Annotated in this window: 22 protein-coding genes and 1 pseudogene; 14 read left to right on the forward strand and 9 right to left on the reverse strand. The window is 67.2% G+C overall.

What is annotated here, in order from left to right; translation table 11 throughout:
• Nucleotides 1–280: 280 nt before the first annotated feature.
• From IT361_03815 to IT361_03830, 4 genes are all read right to left on the reverse strand, one after another.
• Complete coding sequence (locus IT361_03815; GenBank protein MCC6316797.1) at nt 281–3,448, reverse strand: efflux RND transporter permease subunit; 3,168 nt, start codon at nt 3,446–3,448, stop codon at nt 281–283.
• Between the two features lie 13 nt (nt 3,449–3,461).
• On the reverse strand, nt 3,462–4,718 hold the full coding sequence (locus IT361_03820; protein MCC6316798.1) for an efflux RND transporter periplasmic adaptor subunit: 1,257 nt from the start codon (nt 4,716–4,718) through the stop codon (nt 3,462–3,464).
• Entirely contained in the window at nt 4,719–6,140 is a 1,422-nt protein-coding gene (locus tag IT361_03825) for a TolC family protein (GenBank protein MCC6316799.1), read from the reverse strand.
• A gap of 253 nt (nt 6,141–6,393) precedes the next feature.
• Entirely contained in the window at nt 6,394–6,870 is a 477-nt protein-coding gene (locus IT361_03830) for a response regulator (GenBank protein ID MCC6316800.1), read from the reverse strand.
• A 357-nt stretch (nt 6,871–7,227) separates the two neighbouring features.
• Between IT361_03830 and IT361_03835 the strand changes: the two genes are divergently transcribed.
• Nucleotides 7,228–8,286, forward strand: a complete 1,059-nt coding sequence (locus tag IT361_03835) for a HAMP domain-containing histidine kinase (GenBank protein ID MCC6316801.1) — start codon at nt 7,228–7,230, stop codon at nt 8,284–8,286.
• 37 nt (nt 8,287–8,323) lie between these two features.
• A complete protein-coding gene (locus IT361_03840) occupies nt 8,324–8,731 on the forward strand; it encodes a response regulator transcription factor (protein MCC6316802.1) in 408 nt (135 codons plus the stop codon).
• Nucleotides 8,732–8,748: 17 nt separating this feature from the next.
• Here IT361_03840 and IT361_03845 read toward each other — a convergent pair whose 3' ends face one another.
• Entirely contained in the window at nt 8,749–9,378 is a 630-nt protein-coding gene (locus tag IT361_03845; GenBank protein MCC6316803.1) for a response regulator transcription factor, read from the reverse strand.
• Nucleotides 9,379–9,468: 90 nt separating this feature from the next.
• Between IT361_03845 and IT361_03850 the strand changes: the two genes are divergently transcribed.
• Complete coding sequence (locus IT361_03850) at nt 9,469–10,110, forward strand: hypothetical protein (protein ID MCC6316804.1); 642 nt, start codon at nt 9,469–9,471, stop codon at nt 10,108–10,110.
• A 133-nt stretch (nt 10,111–10,243) separates the two neighbouring features.
• Here the strand turns inward: IT361_03850 and IT361_03855 are convergent, their stop codons facing one another.
• Nucleotides 10,244–12,280: a family 20 glycosylhydrolase gene (locus IT361_03855; GenBank protein MCC6316805.1), complete on the reverse strand. Its 2,037-nt coding sequence runs from the start codon at nt 12,278–12,280 to the stop codon at nt 10,244–10,246.
• A gap of 126 nt (nt 12,281–12,406) precedes the next feature.
• Between IT361_03855 and IT361_03860 the strand changes: the two genes are divergently transcribed.
• On the forward strand, nt 12,407–14,182 hold the full coding sequence (locus IT361_03860) for a Na+:solute symporter (protein MCC6316806.1): 1,776 nt from the start codon (nt 12,407–12,409) through the stop codon (nt 14,180–14,182).
• A gap of 24 nt (nt 14,183–14,206) precedes the next feature.
• Nucleotides 14,207–15,025, forward strand: coding sequence for an NTP transferase domain-containing protein (locus IT361_03865; GenBank protein ID MCC6316807.1), 819 nt, complete (start codon nt 14,207–14,209; stop codon nt 15,023–15,025).
• A 799-nt stretch (nt 15,026–15,824) separates the two neighbouring features.
• Here the strand turns inward: IT361_03865 and IT361_03870 are convergent.
• The 3 genes from IT361_03870 to IT361_03880 form a co-directional block, all read right to left on the reverse strand.
• Nucleotides 15,825–18,257, reverse strand: a complete 2,433-nt coding sequence (locus tag IT361_03870; protein MCC6316808.1) for a DUF2723 domain-containing protein — start codon at nt 18,255–18,257, stop codon at nt 15,825–15,827.
• Nucleotides 18,258–18,272: 15 nt separating this feature from the next.
• Nucleotides 18,273–19,484: a M56 family metallopeptidase gene (locus IT361_03875; GenBank protein ID MCC6316809.1), complete on the reverse strand. Its 1,212-nt coding sequence runs from the start codon at nt 19,482–19,484 to the stop codon at nt 18,273–18,275.
• 104 nt (nt 19,485–19,588) lie between these two features.
• A complete protein-coding gene (locus tag IT361_03880; protein ID MCC6316810.1) occupies nt 19,589–19,930 on the reverse strand; it encodes a BlaI/MecI/CopY family transcriptional regulator in 342 nt (113 codons plus the stop codon).
• 150 nt (nt 19,931–20,080) lie between these two features.
• On the opposite strand from IT361_03880, the gene IT361_03885 reads away from it, so the two are divergent.
• The 9 genes and pseudogenes from IT361_03885 to IT361_03925 form a co-directional block, all read left to right on the forward strand.
• A complete protein-coding gene (locus tag IT361_03885) occupies nt 20,081–21,415 on the forward strand; it encodes a galactokinase (GenBank protein ID MCC6316811.1) in 1,335 nt (444 codons plus the stop codon).
• Between the two features lie 108 nt (nt 21,416–21,523).
• Nucleotides 21,524–22,885, forward strand: a complete 1,362-nt coding sequence (locus IT361_03890; protein MCC6316812.1) for a Gfo/Idh/MocA family oxidoreductase — start codon at nt 21,524–21,526, stop codon at nt 22,883–22,885.
• Nucleotides 22,886–22,949: 64 nt separating this feature from the next.
• Nucleotides 22,950–23,264 (forward strand): annotated as a pseudogene (locus tag IT361_03895) (phage integrase N-terminal SAM-like domain-containing protein).
• A 133-nt stretch (nt 23,265–23,397) separates the two neighbouring features.
• Entirely contained in the window at nt 23,398–23,976 is a 579-nt protein-coding gene (locus tag IT361_03900; GenBank protein ID MCC6316813.1) for a GIY-YIG nuclease family protein, read from the forward strand.
• A gap of 117 nt (nt 23,977–24,093) precedes the next feature.
• Nucleotides 24,094–24,345 (forward strand): AbrB/MazE/SpoVT family DNA-binding domain-containing protein, encoded by a 252-nt coding sequence (locus IT361_03905; GenBank protein ID MCC6316814.1) that lies wholly within the window; start codon nt 24,094–24,096, stop codon nt 24,343–24,345.
• On the forward strand, nt 24,342–24,665 hold the full coding sequence (locus IT361_03910) for a type II toxin-antitoxin system PemK/MazF family toxin (protein MCC6316815.1): 324 nt from the start codon (nt 24,342–24,344) through the stop codon (nt 24,663–24,665). Before IT361_03905 ends, IT361_03910 begins: the two co-directional genes overlap by 4 nt.
• A gap of 157 nt (nt 24,666–24,822) precedes the next feature.
• On the forward strand, nt 24,823–25,446 hold the full coding sequence (locus tag IT361_03915) for a hypothetical protein (protein ID MCC6316816.1): 624 nt from the start codon (nt 24,823–24,825) through the stop codon (nt 25,444–25,446).
• A 148-nt stretch (nt 25,447–25,594) separates the two neighbouring features.
• On the forward strand, nt 25,595–25,819 hold the full coding sequence (locus IT361_03920) for an addiction module protein (protein MCC6316817.1): 225 nt from the start codon (nt 25,595–25,597) through the stop codon (nt 25,817–25,819).
• Nucleotides 25,820–25,829: 10 nt separating this feature from the next.
• Nucleotides 25,830–26,094 (forward strand): type II toxin-antitoxin system RelE/ParE family toxin (locus IT361_03925; GenBank protein ID MCC6316818.1); only part of this gene is annotated, 265 nt, incomplete at its 3' end.

The following is a 26,094-nucleotide window of genomic DNA, read 5'->3' on the forward strand; positions in this document are numbered from 1 at the left end:
ACCCGCCGGGTTCGGCAGCGGGAGCTGACGCGGAACGTGGGCGGCGGCGGATGCCGGCGCCGTCAGGCAGTTCCTGTCACCAACGTGGGGCGGACCCCTTCAACAGGACGCCGTGGGCGGACTGCCCACGGCGCCTCGATCGCTCAATCTGGAACACGCTCACGGTGAAGCTGCCGTCGAAGTACGCCGCCGCTGGCCGCGCTGGGGCGCGACTTCGAGAACTCGAACCCGTACGGTGGTTGGCTACAGGGCGTCGTCAGCCGTTCCGAACCGCGGTGGCTCAGTCTCCCGTCGCGGGCGCGTGTGCCGCGCGAGCCGTCGTCGCTGCGGAGCGTCCGAGCACCTTGTTCGAGAGGTCGTCGAGCATCGTGTACACGGTCGGCACGATGAACAGCGTGAGCAACGTGGACGTGATCAGTCCGCCAATCACCGCGTGCGCCATCGGTGCGCGCTGCTCGGCGCCTTCACCGAGTGCGAATGCCAGCGGCAGCATACCGAAGATCATCGCCGCCGTCGTCATGATGATCGGCCGCACGCGGACCCGTGCCGAGTTGAGGATCGCCGTTCGACGATCGACGCCCCGTTCGCGTTCCTTGTTCACGAAGTCGATCAGCAGGATGCCGTTCTTGGTGACGAGTCCCATCAGCATGATGATGCCGATCATCGACATCACGTTGAGCGATCCTCCGGTCACCAACAGGCCCAACGCGACGCCGAGGAGCGAGAGCGGGAGCGCGAGCATGATCGACAGCGGCTGGATGAAGGAGCCGAAGATCGATGCGATGATGAGGTAGATGAACACCACCGCGAGAATGAGGGCTTCCTTCACGTAGCCCTTGGTCTCGTTGAGGTTCTGTACGTCGCCGCCAAAGATGGTGCGGTATCCGGTGGGCAGGCCCAGGGCGTCGATCGCGGCCTTGGCCTGGTCGGCGACGTTGCCCATCTGGTAACCGGGCAGCACACCGGCCGAGACACTGATGCGGCGCTCGAGGTAGCCGCGATCGATCGACTGCGGGCCCACTCCGGGACGGATTTCGGCGATCTGGGAGAGCGGCACGGTGGCTGCGATGCCCGTGCGCGGATCGACGTTGGCGCTGAGAACCGGGATGCGCGCTACATCATCGGGTGACGCGCGCTCCGAGTCCGGGTACACGACCATGACGTCGTGCGAGTAGCCGTTGGGATCCTCCCAGCGGGTAGCGCGCTGTCCCTGGAACAGGGGCTGGATGGTGGCGCCGATCGTTTGCATGGCGAGGCCCGATGACCAGGCCGCCTGTCGATCGACGCGCACGTCGAGTTGCGGAATCTCGCCGTCGTCGCTCGACTGGGGCTCGGCGGACCCCGGGATGGATCGCATGGCGGCGAGGACCTGCTCTGCCGCGAGCTTGAGCCGCGTGGGTTCCGGGCCCTGAACGTAGATCTGGATCGGCTGCCGCATGCCGCCGAAGATGGACTGGTTGCCGGTGATCGTCGGTCGGACGCTGGGGAAGGTCGCAAGCTTCCTCCGCAGGTCGGTCTGGATCTCGAACATCGTCTTCTCGCGTTCGTGGCGCGGCTTGAGCCGCACGAACACCTGCCCGCCGTTCGAGCCGCGGCCAAAGCCGCCGCCACCGCCGGCGTTCAGCGACGTGAACGCAACTTCCGGCTGGGCGCGGAGGAAGTTCTGGATCTCCTGGCCACGCGCGACGGTGTATTCGATGCGCGAACCCGGCGGCACGCGGTACGACACGTTGAACTCGCCGCTGTCGTAGTCCGGCAGCCACGTGAAGCCGAGCATCGGGAAGAGCGCGAAGGCGCCAACGACCGACACCACCGCCAGACCGATCATCAGCCCGCGACGGTCGAGCGACCAGTCGAGGGCGCGCCGATAGCGCTCCGACGTGCGTTCGAACCAGTCGTCGAACGCAAAGGCGAGCTTCCGGATCGGGTTCCGCGTCTTCTTGCGTGTGTCGGCGTGGCCGCCATGCTCCAGCTCCGGATCGGCCCACACGCTGGACAGCATCGGGTCAAGGGTGAAGGAGACGAACAGCGAGACCAGCACCGCAAACGCCACGGTGACGCCGAACTGGAAGAAGATCTTTCCGATCTGCCCACCCATGAACGCCACGGGGACGAACACCGCCACCACGGCGAGCGTGGTGGAGAGCACCGCGAGCCCGATCTCCTTGGTGCCTTCGAGAGCGGCCGTGTAGTGGTCTTTCCCCATCTCGATATGGCGCACGATGTTCTCGCGCACCACGATAGCGTCGTCGATGAGGAGCCCGATCGCCAGCGAGAGCGCGAGCAACGTCATCGTGTTGATCGTGAAGTTGAACAGCCACATCACGAAAAACGCCGAGATGATCGACACCGGCAGGGTGAGCCCGGTGATGACCGTCGACCGCCACGAATTGAGGAAGAGGTAGATGATCATGATCGTGAGCACGGCGCCGAGTCCGATGGACAGCTCCACGTCGGCAAGCGACTCGCGGATCTTGATGGAGTCATCGCGCACGAGGGTGAGCGCGATGTCCGGCGGCAGCGTGCGTTGCAGCTCCTCGACGACCTTCTTGACACCGTCGCTCACCGCGACCGTGTTGGAGCCGGTGACCTTGAGCACTTCGAGCGTGATCGAGCGGGTGTCACCGATGAACGAGGCGGACCGGCGATCGGCGATGCCATCGACGACGGTGGCCACGTCGCGTACGCGGACCGGGGCGCCGTTGCGCACGGTGACCACCACGTCCGCAAAGGCCATCGGGTCGCGGATCTTGCCCGTCACGCGCACCATGCGTTCCGTCTCGCCGCGGAAGACGCGGCCGGCGGGCACCTCGGTGTTCTCGCGCGCGAGGGCCTGAGAGACCTGCATGGGCGAGATGCCGTAGGCCACAAGCGCATCGCCATCGAGCTCCACCTTGATCTGTCGGGTGGTGCCGCCATTCACGTTCACGCCGCCCACCCCCGAGACACTCTCGAAGCGCGGCTTGAGGCTCTGATCGGCGAGGTCGGTGAGGTCACGCAGCGGCCGCTCGGAGCTGGTGAGCGCCACCGCCATGATCGGCCGGTCATTCGGGTCGAAGCGGTTGATCGTGGGATCGAGGACGTCGGGCGGCAGCTGGCGGCGGATGCGCGCGACCTTGGCGACGACCTCCTGCTGCGCCTCCAGCACGTTCACGTTCAGCTGCAGCATCACGCGCACGCTGGAGTTGCCCTCCGACGACGTCGACGTGATCTCCCGAATGCCCTGCACCGTGTTCAGCGCTTCCTCGATGGGCCGCGACACGTCGCGTTCCATCACTTCCGGCGACGCCCCGGGGTACGAGGTGTTGGTCATCACCACCGGATAGGTGATGTCGGGGTACTCGTCCACCGCGAGGCGGTTGAACGACACGATGCCGAACACCACCAGCGCCAGCATCATCATGGTGGTGAAGACCGGCCGCCGGATCGAAATCTCTGTGAGGATCATCGGTCGCTCCTGCCTAACGCCTTGTCGAGTCGGCGCGCGGTCGCCCGCCACCGGGAGACACGCTGCGCGCGCCGGCTCCACCGCCCGTCTCCGCGGACACCACGTTCACGGTCACGCCGCGACCAAGGGCACCCACGTTCCCCACCACGATGCGGTCGCCGACCGCGAGCCCGGAGAGCACCTGCTGCGCCCCCAGCTGCTCGTCCGTCACCCCAAGCTCCACCGGGGCGACGTCCACTTTCTCATCCACGATGCGGTAGACGAATGGCTTGTCTCCCGTGGCCGACTGCCGGACGGCCGAAATCGGCACCACGATCGTCTTGTCGATCGCCTTCGTCACCACGCGACCCGTCGCGAACGTGTTGCCCTTGAGCTCCCCACGCGGATTCGGTACCTGCAGGTAGACCGTGATCGTGCGACTCGCCGCATTGATCGTGGGCGCCACCCGGGCCACGCGACCCTCCAGGGCCTGGCCGGCCGCGACAAATCGCACCAGCTGCCCCGCCTTGAGATCCGCCGCCTGGCGCGCGGGCACGTTGGCGGCCAGCTCCAGCACGTCATTGCGCACGACCGTGAACATCACGGCCCCACGCTGCACGTGTTCACCGATCTCCACGCTGCGTGCCGACACCACGCCGTTGGTCGGCGCCAGGATGCGCGTATCGTCGAGCGTCCGCGTCACCGCGCGCAGCCGCGCCTCGGACGCGGCCAGGCGTGCGGTCGACGCGGTCAGGGCCTGCTGCGCCGTCCGCAGGTCGCGCTCGGGGATGGCGCCGGCCTTGTGAAGCTCGGCGGACTGTTCCGCATTCCACTGCGCATTGGTGACATCGCTCTTCGCGGCTTCGACATCGGCTTCCGCCGAGGCGCGATCGCCCTCCTGGACCGCGCTCTCGAAACGACCCATCACCTGCCCGCGGCTGACGCGGTCGCCCTCACGCACGGACACCGCGACCACATCGCCCTCGACACGGGCGCGCACGGCGATCTCCTCGATCGGTTTGAGGTCGCCATTGAGAATGATCGCCGCTTCGATCGACCCGAGCGCCACGTTCATCACGTCCGTCGGACCGAGGACCGTCGGCGGGCGACCGCCACCCCCGGAACCGCTGCTCCCGCCCGACCCTCCGGGGCCCTTCCCGGCACCAGGGTCGGCCGCCGGCCGTGCGTCCTTCCCGTTGGCAGCGCTTGCCTCAGAGGCGCGGTTGCACCCGGCCGCAAAGCACAGGAGCGCCAGGACGCTGGTGACGCGCGCGAATTGCGAAGATTGCATCTATCGTGAGGTCGAATGGGTGGGGGGCAGCGGAATCTCCAGCCCCCGGGCGCGCGCCAGGTCGGCAGTCGCCAGGTAGAACTCGGTGGTGGCACGCGCCGCATTCGTGCGCGCGGTCAGCAGGAGCAACTGCGCGTCGGAAACTTCCAGCTGCGTGGACAAGCCACGTTCAAAACGGAGCGCGGCAATCTTGAACGCCTCCTCCGCCTGTCCGACATTCTGTCGTTGGGCTTCAAAGGCGGCCTCGGCGCGGCGGAACTCGGCCCACGTGCGCGCGCGGTCGACCGACACCCGCTCACGCTCCTGGTCCAGCTGCAGCTGCGCCAGCCTGGTCTGCGCCTGCGCCAGGTCGATGTTGCCCTTGGTGCGCAGCCCGTCGAACAGTGGCCACGCGACCTGCACACCGAAGTTGCGATCGGCAAACCAGCCGTTGTTCTGGCAAGCCCGTGTCGGTGCGGGTTGTCCCGGCGCTGTCGGCGCGCAGAACGCAAGCGAGGTTCGACCCCACACCGTGGGAAATCCGTTGCTGGACGGTAGCGCCGTATAGCCGGTCTGGAAGAACGTGGTGATGGTCGGCATGAGGTCCGCGCGCGCGACGCGCACACCTTCGCGACGCGCATTGAGCGTCGACAGCGCCGCGCGTTCAGACGCGCGGACCGGATCGTTGCCGGAATCGGCCACGGCCATGGAGCGCGGTCCGTCCAGACCTGCCGAATCGAGCTGGCTGATGAGCACGAGCGGCTGGCTCGCCGGCACATTGAGCACGCGCCGAACCTCGATCTCCGCCAGTTCCGCCGCATTCTTCGCCTGGAGCAGCTGCGGCTCCAGGTTGGTACGCTCGACCCGAGCCCGCAACACGTCGAACCGTGAGGCGCGCCCGGCGGCTTCGAGGCGTTCGACCAGCGCCAACCGCTCTGCGGCCAACTCCACGTTGCGCTGCTGGATCGCGAGCAGTTCGCGGGAGAGCTGCGTGTTGAGATAGGCGCGCTGCACGTCGACGGCGATCACCGCTTGGGTCTCCGCGCGAGAGAGCCGCGCGGCGGCCCGCACGTCACCCGCCGCGCGCGATCCGGCAAACACGCGGCCGCCCTGAAAGAGCACCTGCGAGATGTTGATGTTGCCCGAGTAGTTGTAGTTCTGGCCAAAGATCGACTGGCCCACGATCTCGGCGCGCGCATTGCGCAGCACCTGCGAATACGACGACGCGAGACGCATCTGCGGGAGTCCCGCCGCGCGCGCCGTCATGACCTGGGCATCGCTGACTTCGACCTGTGCCGCGGCCACTCGCGCTTCGTCGCTTTCGCGCACGGCGCGCTGCACGGCGTCTTCTATGGAAAGGCGCAGCGAATCCTGGCGCTGTGCATCGAGCGATCCGGCGGAGACCAGTAAAGCGGCCCCGACGAGAAAAAGGGTCCTCAGCATGTTCGAATGTACGTGCGACGGAGTCATGACGTTCGCCGGAACCGCACCCACGCGGGAGGGAGGGAGCGAGGCGATCCCTGGGCGGAAAGGCGCTGGACGGCTGAGCCCAGCCGATGTCCAAGTGGTACGCGCAACCCGTTGCCAGTGCTGGAGTTGGCTCCAGATGACCTGCAGCGGTGTCCCGAACGGGAATGGCTGAAAAGCGTTGGACGACGCGGGACCGCGGATCGTTAAGAAATTGTCGCCAGGGGCCCTATCGGCCTTGACTCAGCTCGGCGAGCAGGACTCGGAGGCCAGCCATGTCGAGGGGTTTCACGACGTGTCGGTCAAAGCCCGCCGCGATGGCGCGCGCCCTGTCTTCCTCCCGCCCCCACCCGGTCATCGCCACCAGAACCACGGTGCGCCCCCACGACTCGGCGCGGGCCCGCGATGCTGCTTCATAGCCGGACATTCCCGGCATGCCCACATCCATCAACACAACGTCGGGCAACCACGCCTGCATGCACGCGAGCGCCTCTGCCCCCGACACGGCGGATTGCACCTGATGACCCAGGAACTGCACAGTCATGGAGAGACTCTCCACCAGGTCGGCGCTGTCGTCCACCACCAGTACCCGCAACGTGTCCGGAGTCGGTGTGGGTGTTGCACTCGGTGTGACCGCCGGCGCACGGTCCGCGGCCCCGTGCGCCGGCTCGCGCGCGCCTGTCACGTTGTCTCCTTCGCTGGGCACCCGCGGCCTTCCTCGGTGAACGGTGGTAAGCTCTCGTCGAACATTCGCAGCCACATCTTAACGCAACGATGAGCGAAACCGATGCATGAAGGTACTGCCGAGCACACGCTCATCAGTGGATACCTCGGATCAGCCGCGCCGTTGCGATGCCTGCATGCCGAGCGCAGCTTGAGGTCGCCAACACGCGGTCATGCCCGCATGGGATATGCGAAGTGTGGCCTCACGGCCTATGGAGTCCGGGACGGACAGCGGTAGAGTCCAACGGGAACAGCGCCACCCGCAGGCCGCCGGTGCCTCGAGGCATTGGCGGCGGCCTCGACCATGCTCCTCGCTCGTCAGGCACCATCGTCAGCAGCCATGGCCATAGATCACGTGGACCGCGTCGACCTTTCGGGCGACGAGGAGCAGTACCACCTGCAGCGCCTGCAACAGATGGCGATGCTGGGAACGCTTGCGGCCGGGCTTGGGCACGACCTGCGCAATCTGGTCATGCCGGTTCTCCTTCGCCTCGACGTCCTGGCGGCGTCGCCTGACCTCAGCGAGCAGGCGCGCGCCGATCTCGCGGGGATCCGCGTGAGCATTGCGCATCTCCAGCGACTGGCAAACGGCCTTCGCCTGTTGGCTGCGGATTCGACACCCGGACGCAATGAAGCGCGAACGACGCGCCTCGCCGACTGGTGGGGCGACGTGAGGCCGCTGATCGCGGACGCACTCACGACCGAGACTCGACTCGTGGTGGACGTGCCGAGCAACCTTCCCGCGGTGGCCATCCCGCCGGGAACGCTCGCGCAGGTGATGATCAACCTCGTGCTCAACGCCCGTCGCGCCACCGAAGCCACGTCGAGCCCAGTGTTCTCCATCGCGGCGAAGGCGAGCCAGGGCGTGGTGTGCGTGGAGGTCCGTGACAACGGCAGGGGCATGGACGCCGAAACGCGCCGGCGATGCTTCGAGCCGTTCTTCACGACCCGTCCCCGTGAGTTTGCCACCGGGCTCGGGCTCTCCACATCGCGCGCGTTGCTGCAGCGCTTCGGTGGAGATCTCACGGTGGCGTCGTCCGACGAGTCGGGGACGGCGTTCGTGCTGAAGCTGCCGGTGCAGTCGTCCAACGAGGGCGATGCAGATGGGGCACGCAGTCCGCTGACCGTACACCTGATGTTGCGCGATCCGCGTCAACGGACCCTCGTGCGCCGCATCCTGGGTCAGCGAGGAATGCTGCCATGGACGCCCGACAGCGGCCGGGCGCCGGTCGTCGTCGTATGCGACGGCGATGCGCTGCCCTCGGTGCTGGAGGCACATCGGGCGGAGCCGGGCGTCCGCATCATCGCAATCGGCCAGGCGCCCGATCAACCCGTGCATGGTGTCGTCACGTGGATCCAGCCGTCGTCGATCTCCCGCCTGGGCGACGCGCTGCCGTGAAACACGGCAACCGCTGGCCCGACGTGAGGCGGCCGAGATGCTGACGCCGAGTTCGTTCACGGTCATGTGTATCGACGACAACGTGATGCTCGTCGACGCACTCGAGCGACGCCTGACGATGGAGCCCCACTGCCTGGCGTTCCATCGCGTGGAGTCGTTCGCCGACGCCGTTGATGTTGCGGTGCGCGTTCAGCCCACGGTGGTGCTGCTGGACATCGACCTTCCGGGCGGCGTTGATGCCGTGGCGCTGCTCCTGGAGTTTGTCCGCCGTACGCCGGAGTCCCGCGTCATCGTGTTCACCGGCTATCCGGACGACGAGCTGGTGACGCGCACCATGGAGCTGGGCGCCTGGGGTTTCGTGTCCAAGGGCGTTCCCGCTGACCGCCTCATGGCCTCGATCCGACGCGTGGTGGATGGCGAGGCCGTGATCGAGGTGGAGGCGTAGCGCGGACAGCCCGTCGTTCAGAGCGCGCGGACGAGCCCTCGCTTGATCGCGATCGTGATCGCCTGCGTGCGGTCGCGCGCGGCGAGCTTCTGGAGGATTGCCTTCACATGCGCCTTGACTGTGCCTTCACTGATGTAGAGTGCGTTGGCGATCTCGAGGTTGGACTTGCCCTCCGCGAGACACCTGAGCACGTCGGCCTGCCGCGGCGTGAGGGCGTCGGTGGCCATATGGTCGGCCAGCTTGGCGGCGATCTCCGGCGGAATGGCCTTGCGGCCGGCGTGCACGGCGCGGATCGTCTCAATCAGCGTCGCGGAGTCGACGTCCTTGAGCAGGTAGCTCGCCGCCCCCGCGCGCAGCCCACGAAAGATTTCCTCGTCCGTATCGTACGTCGTGAGCAGGATCACGCGCGCATTGGCCGTGACGGCCCGCATGGCCTGCGTAATTTCCACGCCATCCATCGGGCTCATGCGCAGGTCCACGATCGACACGTCGGGCGAGTGCTCGTTGAACAACTGCAGCGCCGAGGATCCGTCGCCCGCCTGGCCAACGACAATCATGCCGCCACGAGCCGTGAGTACGGCGGCGAGCCCCTCACGCATGATGGCATGGTCGTCGACGAGCAGCACACGAATCGGGGTATCAGTCATGAACGGTCCAGCACGGTCGAGGTGTAGCGGACACGGCACCATGACGCAGCGCCGTCCTTCAGCGGGCGCTCTCTCGCCCACTGAGTCCACATGATAGCACGCGAGCATGCGAATGTCCCCGACCCTTCCGAGACCGAAGGTGCGCTGCTCGGGGATCTCATAGGGTCTGCGGCACACGACCTCGGCGGCATCGCCGCAGCCCTCGCGCTGCGTGTGGACGCGCTCGGCACCACAGTGTCTGCGGAGGATCACCGCGGACTGGTGTCGATCGCTGCGGAAGCCCGGACCCTCGCTCGACAGTTGCGGCAGCTCCGCGCGCCTCGAGGTGAAGAACAGCTCGCGCCCGACAGCGCGACGACGTTCGCAAGGTGGTGGCCCCTCATCGAGCGCTTTGGCCGCGCCGTTGCTGGCAGAGGCATCGCGCTCGACGCTCGGATGGATGACACACCGATCACGGCACAGCAGTCACACGCACTGACCTTCGCGACCCTTGCCCTGCTCCGCGCTCCGCGTGACCGGGGCCTCGCAGCGGGAGCGACGGTGCATATCGTCTCGAAATCGCACGGCGGACAACCGGCGCTGTGCCTGACCGCGCGCTCGGCTGACGGTACGACGATTCCGATGACCGCCGACGATGGTCCGTGGACGCGGTATGCGTCGCACGCTGCCGCGCGCGGCGGCATTGACCTTCGCTTCACTGATGGCGCGGCCACGCTCGTGGCGAACGCCTGAGTATCGCGGGCGGACGACAATCCGCAAACTACCAGCGGTACTTCGGACCACTCCTGCCAGCGGCGCCGCGTTGTCATTGTGCTCGCAGTACCCGCGCGAAGCGCGCCACCCGTGGGCCTCCACTGTCGAACCTCTACTGCACCACACCCTGGAACAACGCGACGAGCTTTCGCACATCCGGGACGATCACCACGCGGAGCAGCCCCTGCGGCGCATCGTAGAGCTTGAGATCTGCGTTCGCGTTCGCGATCCACACGGAGTCTGGCCGCGTCCCCGCGCGGGCGTGCCGCAGCGCCTCGAGGCCGATCGCTGATGTACGCTCGAGCGCGCGCGTGACCGGCACCGCGTCGCCGATCTCCGTGGCGCGCTGCGCCAGTGAATCGACGCGCGGCGCCAGCTCGCGCCACCGCGAGAAGAGCGTGACCAGCGAATCGTAAGCCGCGCTGTCGTCGGCATTGACCACGAAGCGACGCACAAGACGCTCGGTTAGCCAGCGCGCCGGAGGATCGGGGCGCGCCGCGTCGACGAGCCGCGTCAGCGGCTGCAGCTGGTTGGTGGACTTTCCGTTCAACCGCTGCGCAAAGAACGGCGGCTGCACCACGGTGAGCAACGTGTCGAGCACGCTCAGTTCGCCGACGGGGTAAAACTTGCGCAGCATGCGCTCCGAGTGCGACAACACGCGGATCCCCGAACCCTCCAGCCGGTTCGCCAGGATGTCGAGCCGGCGGTACATGTCAGCCACGTCGGTGACTTCGCCCGGCGACCACAAACGCTCGGCAACAGCACCAAGCCGCGGCCAGAGGCGCGAGTCGGTCGTCTCGTATGAGACGAACTCCGACCACATGCAGGCTTCGCCGCCGAGGACGAGCTGCTGCTCCTGCGGGGAAAGGTCGGTCGTACGCGGGACCGGATCGGCCAGGTAGAAGTCCGTCGCCGGCTTGATGTGGTCGAGGTAGTAGGGCGCCGAGAGGATACTGGTGAACCCGGCCTTCGCCGCATCGCGCAGATAGTTCGTGCCGCGCCACGACTGCACCACCGTCTGTTTTGGCAGGCGCGGGTTGAGGATCTCGTCCCAGCCGATCATGCGCCGATGATACTTCGCGAGAATGGTCGTCAGGCGACGGTTGAAGTACGCCTGCAGTTCCTCGTTGTTGCGGAACCCGCGGCGGCGACGCCAGGCGACGATGCGGCGATTCGCGTTCCAGTGCTTGTCCTCCACCTCGTCGCCACCGATGTGCCAGTACGCGTCGGGAAAGATCCGCACCATCTCGCCGATGAAGCGATCGATGAATCCGTAGACCTCCTCGCGCGTCGGATCGAAGATCGCGTCGGCGCCGCCCCACTCCCGTCGAATGCTGATGGGCCCCGGTCGTGTGGTGTATTGCGGGTAGCCCACGAACCACGCGGTGGAGTGGCCCGGCATGTCGAACTCGGGCACCACCCGGATGCCACGATCTCGCGCATACGCCACCACGTCACGCAACTGCTCCTGCGTGTAGTACTCCCCGTCGCTTCCGAGCTGGTGGAGCTTCGGAAACCGCTTGCTCTCGACGCGAAAGCCCTGGTCTTCGCTCAGGTGCCAGTGGAGTACGTTGAGCTTGACCATCGCCATGCCATCGAGCGTCTTCTTGACCTGCTCCACGGGCATGAAGTGGCGCCCGACGTCGACGAGGAGTCCGCGCCAGGGAAAGCGCGGCCGATCGTCGATGGTGACGGCGGGCAGGTAGTGAGTGGTGGCATCGCTCGTCACCAGCTGCAGCAGCGTTTCGATGCCGCGCATCGCGCCGACCACGGTCGCCGCGCGCAGCGTGACCCCGCTGCTGGCCACCTCGAGACGGTACGACTCATCTTCCTCGACGCCTTGAACGGGCATGCCCGCGCCGACAACCTCGATCCGCCACGCGGCATGGCTCGAATCGCGGACCGGCCGCGTGGCGAGCGGGATGGTCACGCGCTCCTGCAACCGACGCATCCCACGCGTCACCGCGCGGGCCAGGCGATCATTGCTGAAGCGGGTGATCGCCGCGGTGAACGTGCTGTCGATCACCAGCCATCCCTCCCCCGGCTGCACCGAAGTGGGAACGGGCATCAGGGTGCCGAGCTGTGCGCGCGCTACCGAGGGCGCGGACAGCAGGAGAAGGGCCGCGAGGCCTGAGGCGAGGTGGCGCATGCGGTGAATGTGCGCCTGGCCTGGCCGGCCTTCCAGCCCGGGCATGGCGAGCCTCGGCCTGACCGGCGATCTTCTGGCGCGTTCTCGCCCGTCACCGCTCGTCTCGCCACTCGCCCACTCGCTCGCATGCGTCTGACCTCCCTCGACTGGATTGTCGTCGCGCTCTCGATCATCGTCGCGTTCGTGCCGGCGCTCTTCTACGCCAGGCGCGGCAGCTCGAGTACCAAGGAGTTCTTCACGTCGGGCCAGGCCGCGCCGTGGTGGCTCGTCGGCGTCTCCATGGTCGCCACGACCTTCAGCACCGACACGCCTAACCTGGTGACGGACCTCGTCCGCACGAAGGGCGTGGCGAACAACTGGGCGTGGTGGTCGTTCCTGCTGACGGGCATGATGACGGTCTTCTTCTACGCGCGGCTCTGGCGGCGATCGAAGGTCCTCACCGATCTCGAGTTCTACGAGATCCGGTATTCGGGGCGCGCGGCGAGCTTTGTGCGCGGCTTTCGGGCCGTGTACCTCGGCCTGTTCTTCAACTGCGTGATCATGGCCACGGTCAACCTCGCCGCGGCCAAGATCGCCAACGTGCTCCTTGGCTGGCCGATGTCGCAGACGTTGCTGGTCTGCGCGGTGATCAATGTGGTGTTCGCCGCCACCTCGGGACTCTGGGGCGTGCTCGTCGTGGACTTCATCCAGTTCGGGATCGCGATGACCGGCTCGTTCGCCGCGGCGTACTTCGCCCTGCAGCAGCCGCAGGTGGGTGGGCTCTCCGGACTGTTCAGCAAGATCGATCCGGCCACGCTCGCGCTCGTCCCCGACTTCGGCGACTGGGGCCTCACGCTGTCGGTGCTCATCATCCCGCTCACCGTGCAGTGGTGGTCGGTGTGGTATCCCGGCGCCGAGCCGGGCGGTGGGAGCTACATCGCGCAGCGCATGCTGGCATCCAAGTCCGAAAACGACGCACTCGCCGGGACGTTGTTCTTCAACTTTGCGCACTACGCGCTGCGCCCGTGGCCGTGGATCATCGTGGCGCTCGCATCCATACTGGTCTACCCGCAGCTCGCCGACATCGCGGTCGCGTTCCCGTACGTCGACGCCAAGCTGGTTGGCCACGACATGGCCTACCCCGCCATGTTGCGCTTCCTGCCGAGCGGGTTCCTCGGCCTCATGATCGCCGGCCTGCTCGCGGCGTACGTGTCCACCATCGCGACGCACCTCAACTGGGGCGGCTCCTACCTCGTGCACGACATGTATCGGCGCTTTATGCGGCCCGACGCCGAGGAGAAGCACTACGTGCTCGTCGGTCGCGTGGTCACCGCGCTGCTCATGGTGCTCGCTGCGTTGATCACCTTCGTGCTGACATCGGCGCAGGAAAGCTTCAACCTGCTGATGTCGATCGGCGCGGGCACGGGCCTGCTGTACCTGCTGCGGTGGTTTTGGTGGCGCGTGACGGCCTGGAGCGAGGTGGCGGCCATGATCACGTCGTTCGTCGTCGCCGTCGGGTTCTTCATCGCCGGCAAGATTGGCGTGAGCGTGGCATCGCATGTCTCGCTCATCACCGGCGTGGTCATCACGACGGTGGTGTGGGTGGCCGTTTCATACCTGGGCCCGCAGAACGATCGTGCCACGCTCGAATCGTTCTACCGACTCGTGCGACCGGGCGGACCCGGCTGGGAGCCGGTGCGCGCGTCAACCGGGCTCGCACCGTCGCCGGATTCGCTCACCACCTCGCTGCTCGCGTGGGTGAGCGGATGCTTTTTCGTGTACTCCGCGCTCTTCGGGTCCGGCAGCTTTCTCTACGGCCGTACCTCACAGGGCCTGATGTGGCTCGCGGTGTTCGTCGTCTCGGGCATTGCCCTCGCGCGTCTGCTCCCGCGCATCACCCGCGACGCCGACTCGACCGCGTAGCACGGCCCTGACCGGAAACGGTGGATGACGGTGACCACGAAGGCGGTGATCCTGGCCCGCGGACTCGGGAGCCGAATGCGTCGGGGCGATACCGCCGCGACGCTGTCCGATGCGCAGTCGGCGGCGGCCGATTCGGGCGTGAAGGGCATGATCCCCATCGATCGGCCGTTCCTCGACTACGTCATCAGCGCCCTCGCTGACGCTGGCCTCAGCGAGGTGTGCCTGGTCATCGGCCCGGAGCACGACGCCGTGCGCGCCTATTACACGCAGGACGTGCGTCCCGAACGCGTGCATATCCACTTCGCGATCCAGGAACACCCGCGGGGGACGGCAGATGCCGTGGCGGCGGCGGCGGCATTCGCCGGTGACGACCCCGTGCTCGTGCTCAACGCCGACAACTACTACCCCGTTTCGGCCTACCGTGCGATTGCATCCCTTGGCGGGAGCGGCCTGGTGGGCTTCGACGCCGCCTCCCTGGTGGTGAACAGCAACATCCCGGCCGAGCGCATTCGCGCCTTTGCTCTCGTGACGGCGGATTCGGCGGGCCACCTGGCGTCGATCGTGGAGAAGCCGGACGAGGCGACATGGGCGCGCCTTGCGGGCTCGGCGCGTGTGAGCATGAACCTGTGGTCGTTCACTCCGGTGATCTTCGAGGCCTGCCCGCGCGTGCAGCTGTCTCCGCGGGGAGAGCTGGAGCTGCAGGACGCGGTGCGCATCGCGCGCGACGAGTTCGGCGAGGCGTTCACCGTGGTACCCTCGTCAGGCGGTGTACTCGACCTCTCCAGCCGGCAGGATATTCCGCGCGTGGCCGCGGCGCTCGAAGGCGTTAAGGTCGTGCTGTAGCAGGCGCGCGGGGCCGCTGTGCGGGATCCGGAGCCGTTGTGACCACGTGTGACTAGCGTAGTCCGATCCTCGCGCTGATCGAGTAGTGTCGAAGCCACTCGCTGTCTGACGCCGTGCCGCGGCCCGTCACGAAGTAGCGTTGGGTGAGTGATATCCCAGCAACGAGGCGACGCCGCCTCGCCTCCAAGCCTATGCGCGCGTGGACGGTTGGGGTGGACACACTCGTGGGATCCGCGGAGTCCCGGACGTCAGCGATCCCCATTCCGACTCCCAGAACCGGAGTAACGGCCCGTCGGAACCTCCCCAAGCTCGCCACCCCTGACACCCAGCTGGTGGTAACGGAGGTTTGGGTTGCGGGTCCGCCGGTCCCAATCAGACCTCCACCGTCAAAGTGTACCCTTCCAGCCTCGAGCCCCCAGGACACGGACTCGCGCGCGATGGACGCCCCCGCAGCGAACTCAGTGCCGCTCTCTCTTGTCCTTTGAGCAGCACCTTGCTGTCGAGCATGGCCGATGCTAAGCCACAGCTCGTGCATTCCTTGCGCGCCTGTTGGACTGCTTGAGAGCAGAAGCAGGACGACCGCCCAACCTGCGCTTGGCTTCGAGCCGCGAGAGCGATGCTGCATCAGCGCGCGACCGCGCGACGCGTTGCGCGTGGACGATGCATCTCTGGGCTGCCGCGTGGACCGAGTGCCCTTGGGCACGTGGGACAGCCCGGGTTGTTGTCCATATCAATGACACCAACGACTGTGGAGTAGCTTCGACCGTGCACTCTGTGGGGCCGCCCCGGATACGCGAACCTACCGCGCCGTATCACCGCCGAGCGGCGGAGCGCCCGCGTCCTGCGGCTGCAACAGATGACCGAGCCGCGTGGCGCGCGCCACGCGACCGACGAGATCCGCCACCCCACGCGCCGCAACGCTGTCGCCTCGGTAGTGCAACACATCGGACAGCTCACCGCCCGCGACCAGGTAGGAATACACCGTACTCAGCGACGGGCGATCGATCCAATCGTTCCGCCTGAGGATGGCAGCCGGCCCGCCGAAGCTCCCCCACAGGGCCATCGAGCGCTTCACGTCCAACCAGCCGCTGCCGGGCACGAACACGGTGTCCCGCGACGCGACCGGTGCCGGTATCACCTTGCGCGCCAACCCCTGCGACAGGGTATGGGCACCGAGGCCGAGCGTCTCCGCGTAGGCGCCGGCCGTACGACTGATGAACAGCGGCCGCTGCGGCCACGTATCGGCGATCATGCGAAGGACGAGCAGGTCTGCGCGCTCGAGGAGCCCACCACCCTCCACCTGCGGCAGTCGACGCGGATCGATCGTGAGGTCGAGTCCCTTCGCCTGGAACCGCAGCGGCTGCGGCACCACCATGTACTGCGGCACCGAGTCCGCCTCGGCGAGAGTGAGTTTGAGCGGCGGGCCCTCGGGCCTGGGCCATGTGCCGTCTCGATAGATCGTCGGCCCGGTCGCGGTGTCGTACGCGACGACCGGCCGGCGGAGGATGCCGCGCGCGAACCAGTCCGTGTTCATGAGCGAGAGCACCGCGACGGTCACGTCCTTTCGCACGCCCTCCACCTCCTGCGCATACCACAGCGGGAACGTGTCGTTGTCACCAGCCGTGACGAGCACCCCGTAGGGCTCCACCGAGTTCAGGAGGTCGCGCGCAAACGCAATGGTGGTCGTGTCGTCCCGTCGGGAGGCAAACGACCAGTTGCCGAATAGCGGAACGAAGGCCAGAGCGAGCACGGGCGCGCCAGCCAGCGGCGCCAGCCGCCACACTGGCGCCCCATCCTCTCGTCGCGGCAGGAGCTGTCCGATCGTCACCCAGAGCCACGTGAGTCCGAGCGCGGCCCACACGCCCCACGCCGAGAAGCTCCACAGGAAGAAGTAGTCGCGATCGCGGACTTCGCGCGGCACGTCCAGCGCCGTGTCCTGGGAGGCGCCGTACCGGAAGTTCAGATAGTAGACCAGCACCACAGTCATCAGCAGCATGAGCGGCCCGAAGAACCAGAAACCGCGCCGGTCACGCCGGTAGTGCACGACGCCTCCGGCCACAGCAAGCATGAAGAACGCAGCGGCGATCGCCGCCTGCGTCCCGGGCGACTCGTCGTGCGCGTCGCGCCACCACTGCCAGCGAAAGTAGAGCCACCACATGCCGAGCTGTGCCCGGAACGGCGCTTGGCGCTCGGCGAGATCGGGCTTGCCGTACTGTCCACGGTTGAAGTTGTAGGTGAACGCATCCCACGTGCCCTTCGAGAAGGTGCACGAAAGCGCGAGCCCCTCGCGGCACGCGGTAGGCTCGCCCTCGTTGATCGGCGGCTGGAACGCGGCACGAATGGGCTGCGTGGCGAACGGGGTCATGCCGGCCAGCAGCGCGCACCCGGCCGCCGCGATGAGCTTCCATCGCAGCAACGTGCGCGGTCTCGTGAGCAGGACCACGAGCCCGACGGCGGGCATCGGCAACATGCCGGCCATGTGGTTCGCGTAGCCAAGGCCGAGCAGGTACGCCACCAGCACGAGCAGTCGATCGGCGTACGGACCGTCGGGCTGGTCGCTCCAGCGCAAGGTGAGCCAGCTGATGATCGCGATGCCGGCGAGCGAAACCGTGTAGACCTTCTCGTTCACGACCGACTGATTCCAGACGGTGAACGCGGTCGCGCCGATGAGCGCCGCGAGCCCGCCGGCAACCAGCGCCTGCCAACGCGAAAGCCCCCAACGCGCGGCGACGCGATGCGCCACGAGAAACCAGACCGCCGCCGCCACCGCGCTCGAAAGGGCGGCAAGTACGTTCACTCGCATCGCGATGCCGGGCGCCACCGGGAGCAGGGAGAAGAACCTGCCCAGGATGACAAACATGGGATTGCCGGGTGGGTGCGGCAGCCCGAAGGTGAACGCGGCCGCGATGTATTCGCTCGCATCCCACATCGCCGTGGACGGCGAGAGCGTGAGCAGGTACAGGCCGAAGACGGCGGAGGCCGCGAGCGCCGCGCCGTGCCAGGGTGTCGCCATCGATCCGTCAGCGCCGCGGCGCCTTCCCCCGGCCAGGATCGCCCACGGCAGCGCGACGCAGTAGCCGAGCGAGAGCAGGATCGCCGATATGGTGATGCCACCACGCACGAGGTCGACGAACCCGCCGCCGAGCATGAGGGCCGCAGCCAGCCATGGGATCCACCCTGGCCAACGCGCAGACAAAATCTTGTCTCCCTCGGACACGTCGAGTCGCTTCATGATCCTGGCCGCGGTTTAGTTGAACGTGGGTTTGGCCACCGGCGCCGTGAGGTCGACGCCGCGCGCCAGTGCGTAGTGCGCCCACGCACGCACGCGTGGACTCGGATCCCGGTCGGCGGCCGCGCGGGCCACCTCCACGGAATCCCTGCGCTGCGCCAGGCGCACCACGGCGTAGGCCCGTGACTCCCAGCGCACATCGCGCATCAGCGACGTGAGTACCTCTCGCGTCGGCGCCACGCGTACGGTCGCCACCGGAACCGCGACCGCGATGGTCGCCGCGATCGCCACCAGCGATGCCCTTCGGGAAGGCACGCGCACGACGCGCGTGGTGTCCGCGATCGCCTGCAGACGCGCGCGAAGGCCGCTCCGCCTGACGAGTGCCGCCGCCCCCGCCGGAATGCCGTGACCGTCCAGCGCCGTCACCAACAGCTCCGCGTAGTCACTCCGTCGCACGCCCCCGAGCAGCACCCGGTCGTCGCAGGCAAGCTCCACGTCTTCGGCGAGTTGCGCGCTCAGCCACCACACACCGGGATGGAACCACAGGAGCGCGCAGGCCACGCGTGCCAACACGGTGAACACGGCATCCCGGCCACGCACGTGCATCAGCTCGTGCAGGAGCGCCGCGCGCCGCTGCGCCTCGCCCCATTCGACCGCGGCAACGGGTACCACCACCACCGGTCGTCGCCATCCCCACGTCATCGGTACTCGGACTCCGGTCGACATCACCAGCTGCACGTCGCCCCGCACGCCACTGGCAGCGAGTGCTGCACCAAACGGCTGCTGCCACCCCGCATCACGCAGGGAGGCCGCGCGCGCCAGCAAGCGCACCAGCCGAACGCGCGACACCACCAACGGCGTGAGCACGGCCACCACGCCGCACACGTACAGCGCGGCGAGCCCCGGCACCAACCACGAGGCGCCGTCCCGCACACCGGAGGTGCCCACCGCCAGCTGCGCCGTGCCTAACGCGATGAGCGGCGAAGCCAGGCCCTCCGGCACCACCCACGCCATCCAGTGAAACGGCACCAGGCGACCCAGCGCCGTCACGAGCACCGCCACGATCGCCGCACGCCAGAGCAGGACGCGTGCGCCCGCCGAGGCGCCACGCATCGCGAGCATGACGCCAATCGCCAGCACGATCGGTACCGTCGCCAGCAGCGACACGCCGTACACCTCTCCCACTGCACGCGCGCTGTCGGCGGGCGTCATCAACAACGTGCTCGACATCGCCATTGTCTCAGCACCCCTCCGCGCGCAGGCGATCTGCGACGACCTGCACTTCGTCACATTCGCCCGGCGTATGCGACTGCTCGCTCGACATCGTCATCGTCTCAACGCCCCTCGGCGCGCAGGCGCTTCACCACCGCCTGCACTTCGTCGCGCTCGCCCTGCGTGAGTGGCAGCTCGCCGTCATCGAGGAGGGCGGCGACCGCGGCCGAGCGCGACCCGTTGAAGAACGTGCTGAGCAGGTGCCGGACGGCCGAACGCTGCGCCACGCTGCGTGGCGTCACCGGGAGATACACGTGTCGCGGCCCATCCTTCACGTGCCGCAGTTGACCCTTGCCTTCGAGGATACGCAGCAGCGTCCGCACAGCGGCCGCATGTGGCGGTTCCGGCAGCTCGTCGCGAATCTGCACCGCCGTCGCACCACCGAGGCGGTACACGACATCCATGATCTGGCGTTCGCGACGGGAGAGCGAAGATGGCCTGGGCGGCACGGGCGATGGTTGCGGGGAGGACGTCGAGATAAGTTCTTATCTTCTGCGCGCGGCGTCAAGGCTACCCCGGCGGCCGGCGCCTCGGACCCGCATTAGGTTGTCGCGATGACCGACGACGTGCAGCAGCTCAGGCGCATTGGACTGTCGGAGGCCCAGGCTGCCATCAAGGCGGAAATGTTCCGGCGGGCCGACGAGGCGCTCGACGGCATCGGGGCCGATGCGGCGAGGTGGAGCATCTGGGTGCCTGGCCGACTCGAGGTCTTCGGCAAACACACGGACTACGCCGGTGGCCGCAGCGTGCTCTGCGCCGTCGAGCGCGGATTCGTCGTCCGGGCCGCGCTCCGGCGCGACCGGCGCGTGCGTGCCGTCGATGTAGCGCTGCAGGACAGCTGCGACACGTCGCTGGATCCAGACGTGCCAAAGCCGGAGGCGGGGTGGCAACGTTACGTGGCGACGGTGGCGCGGCGCCTGGCGCGCAACTTTCCCTCGGCGCGTCGCGGCGTGGACCTCGCGTTCCACTCTGACCTCCCGATCGCGGCCGGCATGAGCAGTTCCAGTGCGCTCATGATCGCGGTGTTCGTGTCGCTGGCCAAGTCGAACGATTTGCGGAGCTCCGAAGAGTTCCGTCGCGAAATCTTTTCGCGCGAGGAGCTGGCCACGTACCTCGGCTGCATCGAGAACGGGGACGCGTTCCGCTCGCTCGAGGGTGACGGCGGCGTGGGCACGTTCGGGGGAAGCCAGGACCACACGGCCATCATGTGCAGCATTCCGGGCCGCCTGGTGCAGTACGGCTTTCGCCCCGTGCACCGTGAGGCCGTGTACCGCATGCCGCCAACGCACACGTTCGTGGTGGCGTCCTCCGGTGTGGTCGCCGAGAAGACGGTGGGAGCCCGCGACGCCTACAACCGCGCGTCACGCATGGTGACGCACCTGGTCTCGGCGTGGAACGGGACGACCGGTCGAGCGGATCCAACGCTCGCGGACGCACTGCGCAGCAATGCCCGCGCGTCGGCGCGTCTGCACGAAATCGCGCGCGCGGAAACAGGGCCGTTCTCAGCGGACGAGTTGACGCAGCGGCTTCAGCAGTTCGAGCTCGAGGCGCTGGAACTGATCCCGGCGGTGGGCAGCGCGCTGGCGCGTGGCGCGTTCGACGAGCTGGGGCCGCTGTCCGATCGTTCGCAGCGTGCGGCGAACGAGTGGCTGGGCAACCAGGTGGCCGAGACCACGTCGCTGGCGCGACAGGCCCGCGAACTGGGGGCAACGGCGGCGTCGGCGTTCGGCGCGGGGTTCGGTGGCAGCGTGTGGGCGCTCGTCCCGTTAGGCGCCGCCGACACATTTGCCGCTTCGTGGGCGGCCGCGCATGCCGCCGCGTTCCCATCGGTGGCCGGAAACGCCGAGGTCTTCGTCTCACCGGCGGGGCCGGGCGCGATGCAATGGTGACAGCGGCGCGGTAACAACCGATGCCGCACCCTTCCTGGTGCTGGCCTGCTCTGGTTGCCCCGGCGACCGGCGCGGACCATGTTCCGGACGCATCCATCCCCTCCGCTCATGTCCGAATCCTCCTCACTCGACCGTCGCGAGTTTCTCAAGGTTGGCGCCACGATCGGCGCGGGCCTTGCCGCTGGCAGTGCTGCGCCCACGCTCGCGGACGCCGCCACGCTGACTGCGCGACCTTCGGTCGCGGAGACGATGATCGGTGTCAGGTTCGGAGCCACGGCGCGGCCGCGCATCGCAATCGTCGGCACCGGCCTCCGTGGGCGCAGTGTGCTGCACGAGCTGCTTGGCGTCGGCAACGTGCAAATCGCCGCACTGTGCGATGTGGTGCCCGAGAAGGTGGCGATGGCGCGAGACATGGTGCGGAAGGCGGGGCAGTCTGAAGACGTGCCGACTTTCGTTGGGGAGCGCGCCTTCGAGCAGCTCGTGCAGCGTGATGACATCGACCTCGTCTACACGGCGACTCCGTGGGAGTGGCACGTGCCTGTGTGCCTCGCCGCGATGAACGCCGGCAAACACGCGGCAACCGAGGTCCCGGCCGCGTATTCGATCGAGGACTGCTGGTCGCTCGTCGACACCTCAGAGCGCACGCGGCGCCACTGCATCATGATGGAGAACTGCAACTACGGCTACAACGAGTTGCTCGTGCTCAATCTCGTGCGTGCGGGTGTGCTTGGCGAGATCCTGCACGGGGGCGCGGCGTACAATCACGACCTTCGGCAGATCCTGTTCGAGACGAGGGACGAGGGCCTCTGGCGCCGGCGCCACCACACGCTGCGTGACGCCAACCTGTATCCCACGCACGGGCTGGGCCCCGTGGCGCTGTACATGGATATCGATCGCGGCGACCGTTTCGAGTACCTCGTGTCGATGTCGACCCCGGCCGCCGGGCTCGCCCGCTGGCGCGAGGAGCACCAGGACACCGAGCGACCGAAGAATGCCGAGCGATATGTCGCGGGTGACCTCAACAGTTCGCTGATCAAGACGGCGAAGGGGCGCACGATCCGTCTCGAACACGATGTCTCGAGTCCGCGGCCCTATTCGCGGATCAACAGTGTGCAGGGCACCAAGGGCATCTTCGAGGACTATCCGGCGCGCATCTACGTCGACGGCATGAAGCCGGCGCACCAGTGGGGATCCATCGATCCGTTCAAGGCGACACACGAGCACGAACTCTGGCGCACGTTGGGCCAGCAGGCGCGCTCCGGTGGGCACGGGGGCATGGACTTCGTGATGGCGTGGCGGCTCGTGCACTGCATGCGCGAGGGCCTCGTCCCCGACATGGACGTGTACGATGCCGCGGCGTGGAGCGCGCCTGGGCCGCTGAGCGAACAGTCGGTGAAGTCAGGGAGCGCGCCGGTGGCGTTCCCGGACTTCACCCGAGGCAAGTGGCGGGAGGCCAGGCGCACGCTCTGAGCGGGCCCGCATGCGCCGGGTTCGCGTGATTGGCCGCTGCGGGAAATAGATCCATGCGCGCAGAATGGGTACGGCGGGCTGCGGGCGGACTGCTTTGTGTTCGCAGATGGCCGAGGGCACCCGTAGGCAGGAGAAGCTGCTGACGACCATGCGTCGGCTGATGCGCGCGCGACATCTGAGCCTGCGTACCGAGCAGCCATATCTGTCCTGGATTCGCCGCTTCGTCAGGTATCACGACTTGCGGCACCCTCGAGACATGGGGAGCGCGGACGTCGTGCAGTACCTGACGTACCTCGCCAACGACCAGCGGGTACCTCGAGCGACGCAGGCGCAGGTCATAAGCGCGCTTCTATACCTGTATCGGGAGGTTCTTGGGGCGGCGCTCGACGACGTGCGGCAGGGCGTTCGCAGGCTAACGATTAGGGGCTTCTGGCACTCCGTGTTGCGGGGTTGCGGGCGGGGCGATAGTCTGGAGCTGCCGAAAAAGAAGTTAGGCCTCAGAGAGAACAGGCGTGGCAACCAACTTTTACTACGTCTATGCGCTGAAAGACCCGCGACCCAATCCGGCGCGGCCGTTCTATGTGGGCAAGGGCACGGGGAGCCGCGCCTACGATCACTTGGTCACGCCCGATCGCACACGGAAGTACGCGCGCATCAGAGAGATCCTCGACGCCGGCGCTCGCCCCCTCATCGACATTTTGGTGGAGGACCTGACGGAAGCTCAGGCGTTGCGGTTGGAGGCTGAACTGATTGCGGCGTTCGGAACCGAGGATACTGGAGGACTCCTCACGAATGCCGTCGTACCAGCGGGAATTGGTGGCAAGGAGCGAAAGAACATCGTTGTGCCCCAGGGTGCAGTTGAACGCGCTCAGCTTGGCTTGGAGTTTCTCAAGACTGCGATCCTCGAACTGGCGAAAGCCAACCCCGACGGCATCTCAAACTCGGACGCAGCCAGTCTGCTCGGCTTGCGCAGCGATTACCGGGGGAGGCAGAAGGACTACCTCTCCTATAGCGTCCTCGGGCTACTTCTTCGCGAGGGGAGGGTGAAGCGCCGTGATAGTGGCTCGCCCCGACATGTAGCTGAGGCCTAACAACAGCATGCAGCGGACGGCGCTGCGCGCCGCCGCTGATGCTGGGCGTTGGGCGGCAACCAAGGGATCTGGCGCACAGTTGGGGCAGTGATTACGTTGTAATCACGGAGGCCCGAGATGAAGACACGGATCGTGCGCATTGGCAATTCTCAGGGGGTCCGGCTCCCTCGGCCCTTGCTGGCGGAAGCCGGGCTGGGGGACGAGGTGGTGCTCCGGGCCGCGCCGGGTCGGATCGTGATCGAAGCGGCCCGCGCGCCCCGCGCCGGCTGGGCCGAAGCCGCAAAGGCGATGCACGCCGCGGCGGACGATCACCTCCTGGACGCGCCTACCACCACGCGATTTGAGGCCGAGGAGTGGGAGTGGCGCTGAGTCCGCGACGCGGGGACGTCATCCTGGTGATGCTCGATCCCACGCGCGGGAGCGAGATCCGCAAGACGCGGCCCTGCGTCGTGGTGTCACCGGACGAGCTGAATCGCCACTTGCGGACCCTCATCGTGGCACCGATGACGACCGGCGGTCCGGCGTATCCCTGGCGTGTGGCGTGTCGCTTTCAACAACGGGATGGCTTCATTGCGCTCGATCAGCTGCGGACGATCGATCGGGAGCGAGTGAGCCGGAAGCTCGGGAGACTGGGTGCGGCGGCCCTGGGCTCGACGCTGGCGCTGCTGCAGGAACTGTTCACCGCGTGACCTGCGTCGCGCGCGCCGCCCAACATCGCGTGCAGCAGACAGCCGGTGGGGTCTGCTCGCTTCGCTCGCATTGTTGCGTCGGCTGCAGCTGACGCTCAACGTTAGCCAGACAGACGAGCAATCCATGAAACCTCCACCTAACCTTGGACCGATAGAGGTGAAGCGCCGGCAGGGCGTCGAGACGTTTCGGGACGGTGCTCGCGACCTAGGCTTCAGTCTTGCCGCGTTCTGGCAGTGGAGTTGCTCCGATCTGGTCAGCAACGCCACGCGAGGAATCCTCGCGGAGTATCTCGTTGCGAAGGCGCTTGGGGTCGCGGATGGTGTGCGTGAGGAATGGGCAAGCTTCGACCTCACCGCGCCGGATGGAACCAGAATCGAAGTGAAGTCGGCGGCGTTCATCCAGAGCTGGTATCAGGAGAGGCTCTCGTCGATCACGTTCCGGGTATCGAAGACTCGAGCGTGGGATCGGGAGTCAAACCGCCAGAGTGAGGAGATGCGTCGACAGGCCGATGTCTACGTGTTCGCTGTGCATGCGCACCAGGACCAGTCCACGCTCGACCCTATGGACGTTTCGCAGTGGGAGTTCTTCGTGGTTCCGACCGCTGAACTTGACAACCGCCCGCGCAGCCAACACTCGATCACACTGAATTCGCTCCGCGTCCTGGCCAGTGAACCCACCGCGTACTCCGACCTGCGACGCGCCGTTCGGGTCGCCGCAGACATTCAGAAGGAGCTGGCTAACAGGGCGATGCAGACGGACCGGCCTTCGGCCGGCCGCTGATCGCCATGGCGTTAGGCATCAAGTCGCGGCGTCCGTGTGCCACCAGCACTGCCCACAGCATCGCAGCCTCCGAGGACCGTTCCGCGCCCTGGCTCGGTGACCCCCTCCCGCTCTTGCCGAAGACGCCAGGACTGCCGACCTTACCCCTATGGCCACCGAACCTGCCTTCGACTACCGCCAGCTCTCGATCGCCGAGCGACTGCAACTCGTTGAGGACATTTGGGATAGCATCGCGACGGATGCTGATGCCGCGAGCCTGCCCGTCTCCGAGGCCGACAGGGTCTTGCTCGACGAACGACTGGCCGAGCAGGATGCCAACCCAGGAACGGGCGCGCCTTGGCCCGAGGTCCGGGCCCGGATTGTAAAGCGCTGACGTGCGCCGGCTGGAGGTTCGGCCGCTCGCCGAGGGCGACGTGCAGGCCGCGTTCGATTGGTACGAAGCCCAGGCCGAAGGGCTTGGTCACGAGTTCCTCCGAGCGGTTGATGCCTGCTACGCGATGATCGAGCGATGGCCCGAGGCATTCCCCGTCGTCTACAAGCGGTACCGCCGGGCGTTGCTGCGGCGGTTCCCCTACTTGGTCTACTACAGCGTTTCGGATGCCGTGATCGAGGTCGTCGCGTGCGCGCATGGCAGGCAGCACCCGCGGC

The organism is Gemmatimonadaceae bacterium, from assembly GCA_020846935.1.
Lineage (GTDB): Bacteria > Gemmatimonadota > Gemmatimonadetes > Gemmatimonadales > Gemmatimonadaceae > RBC101.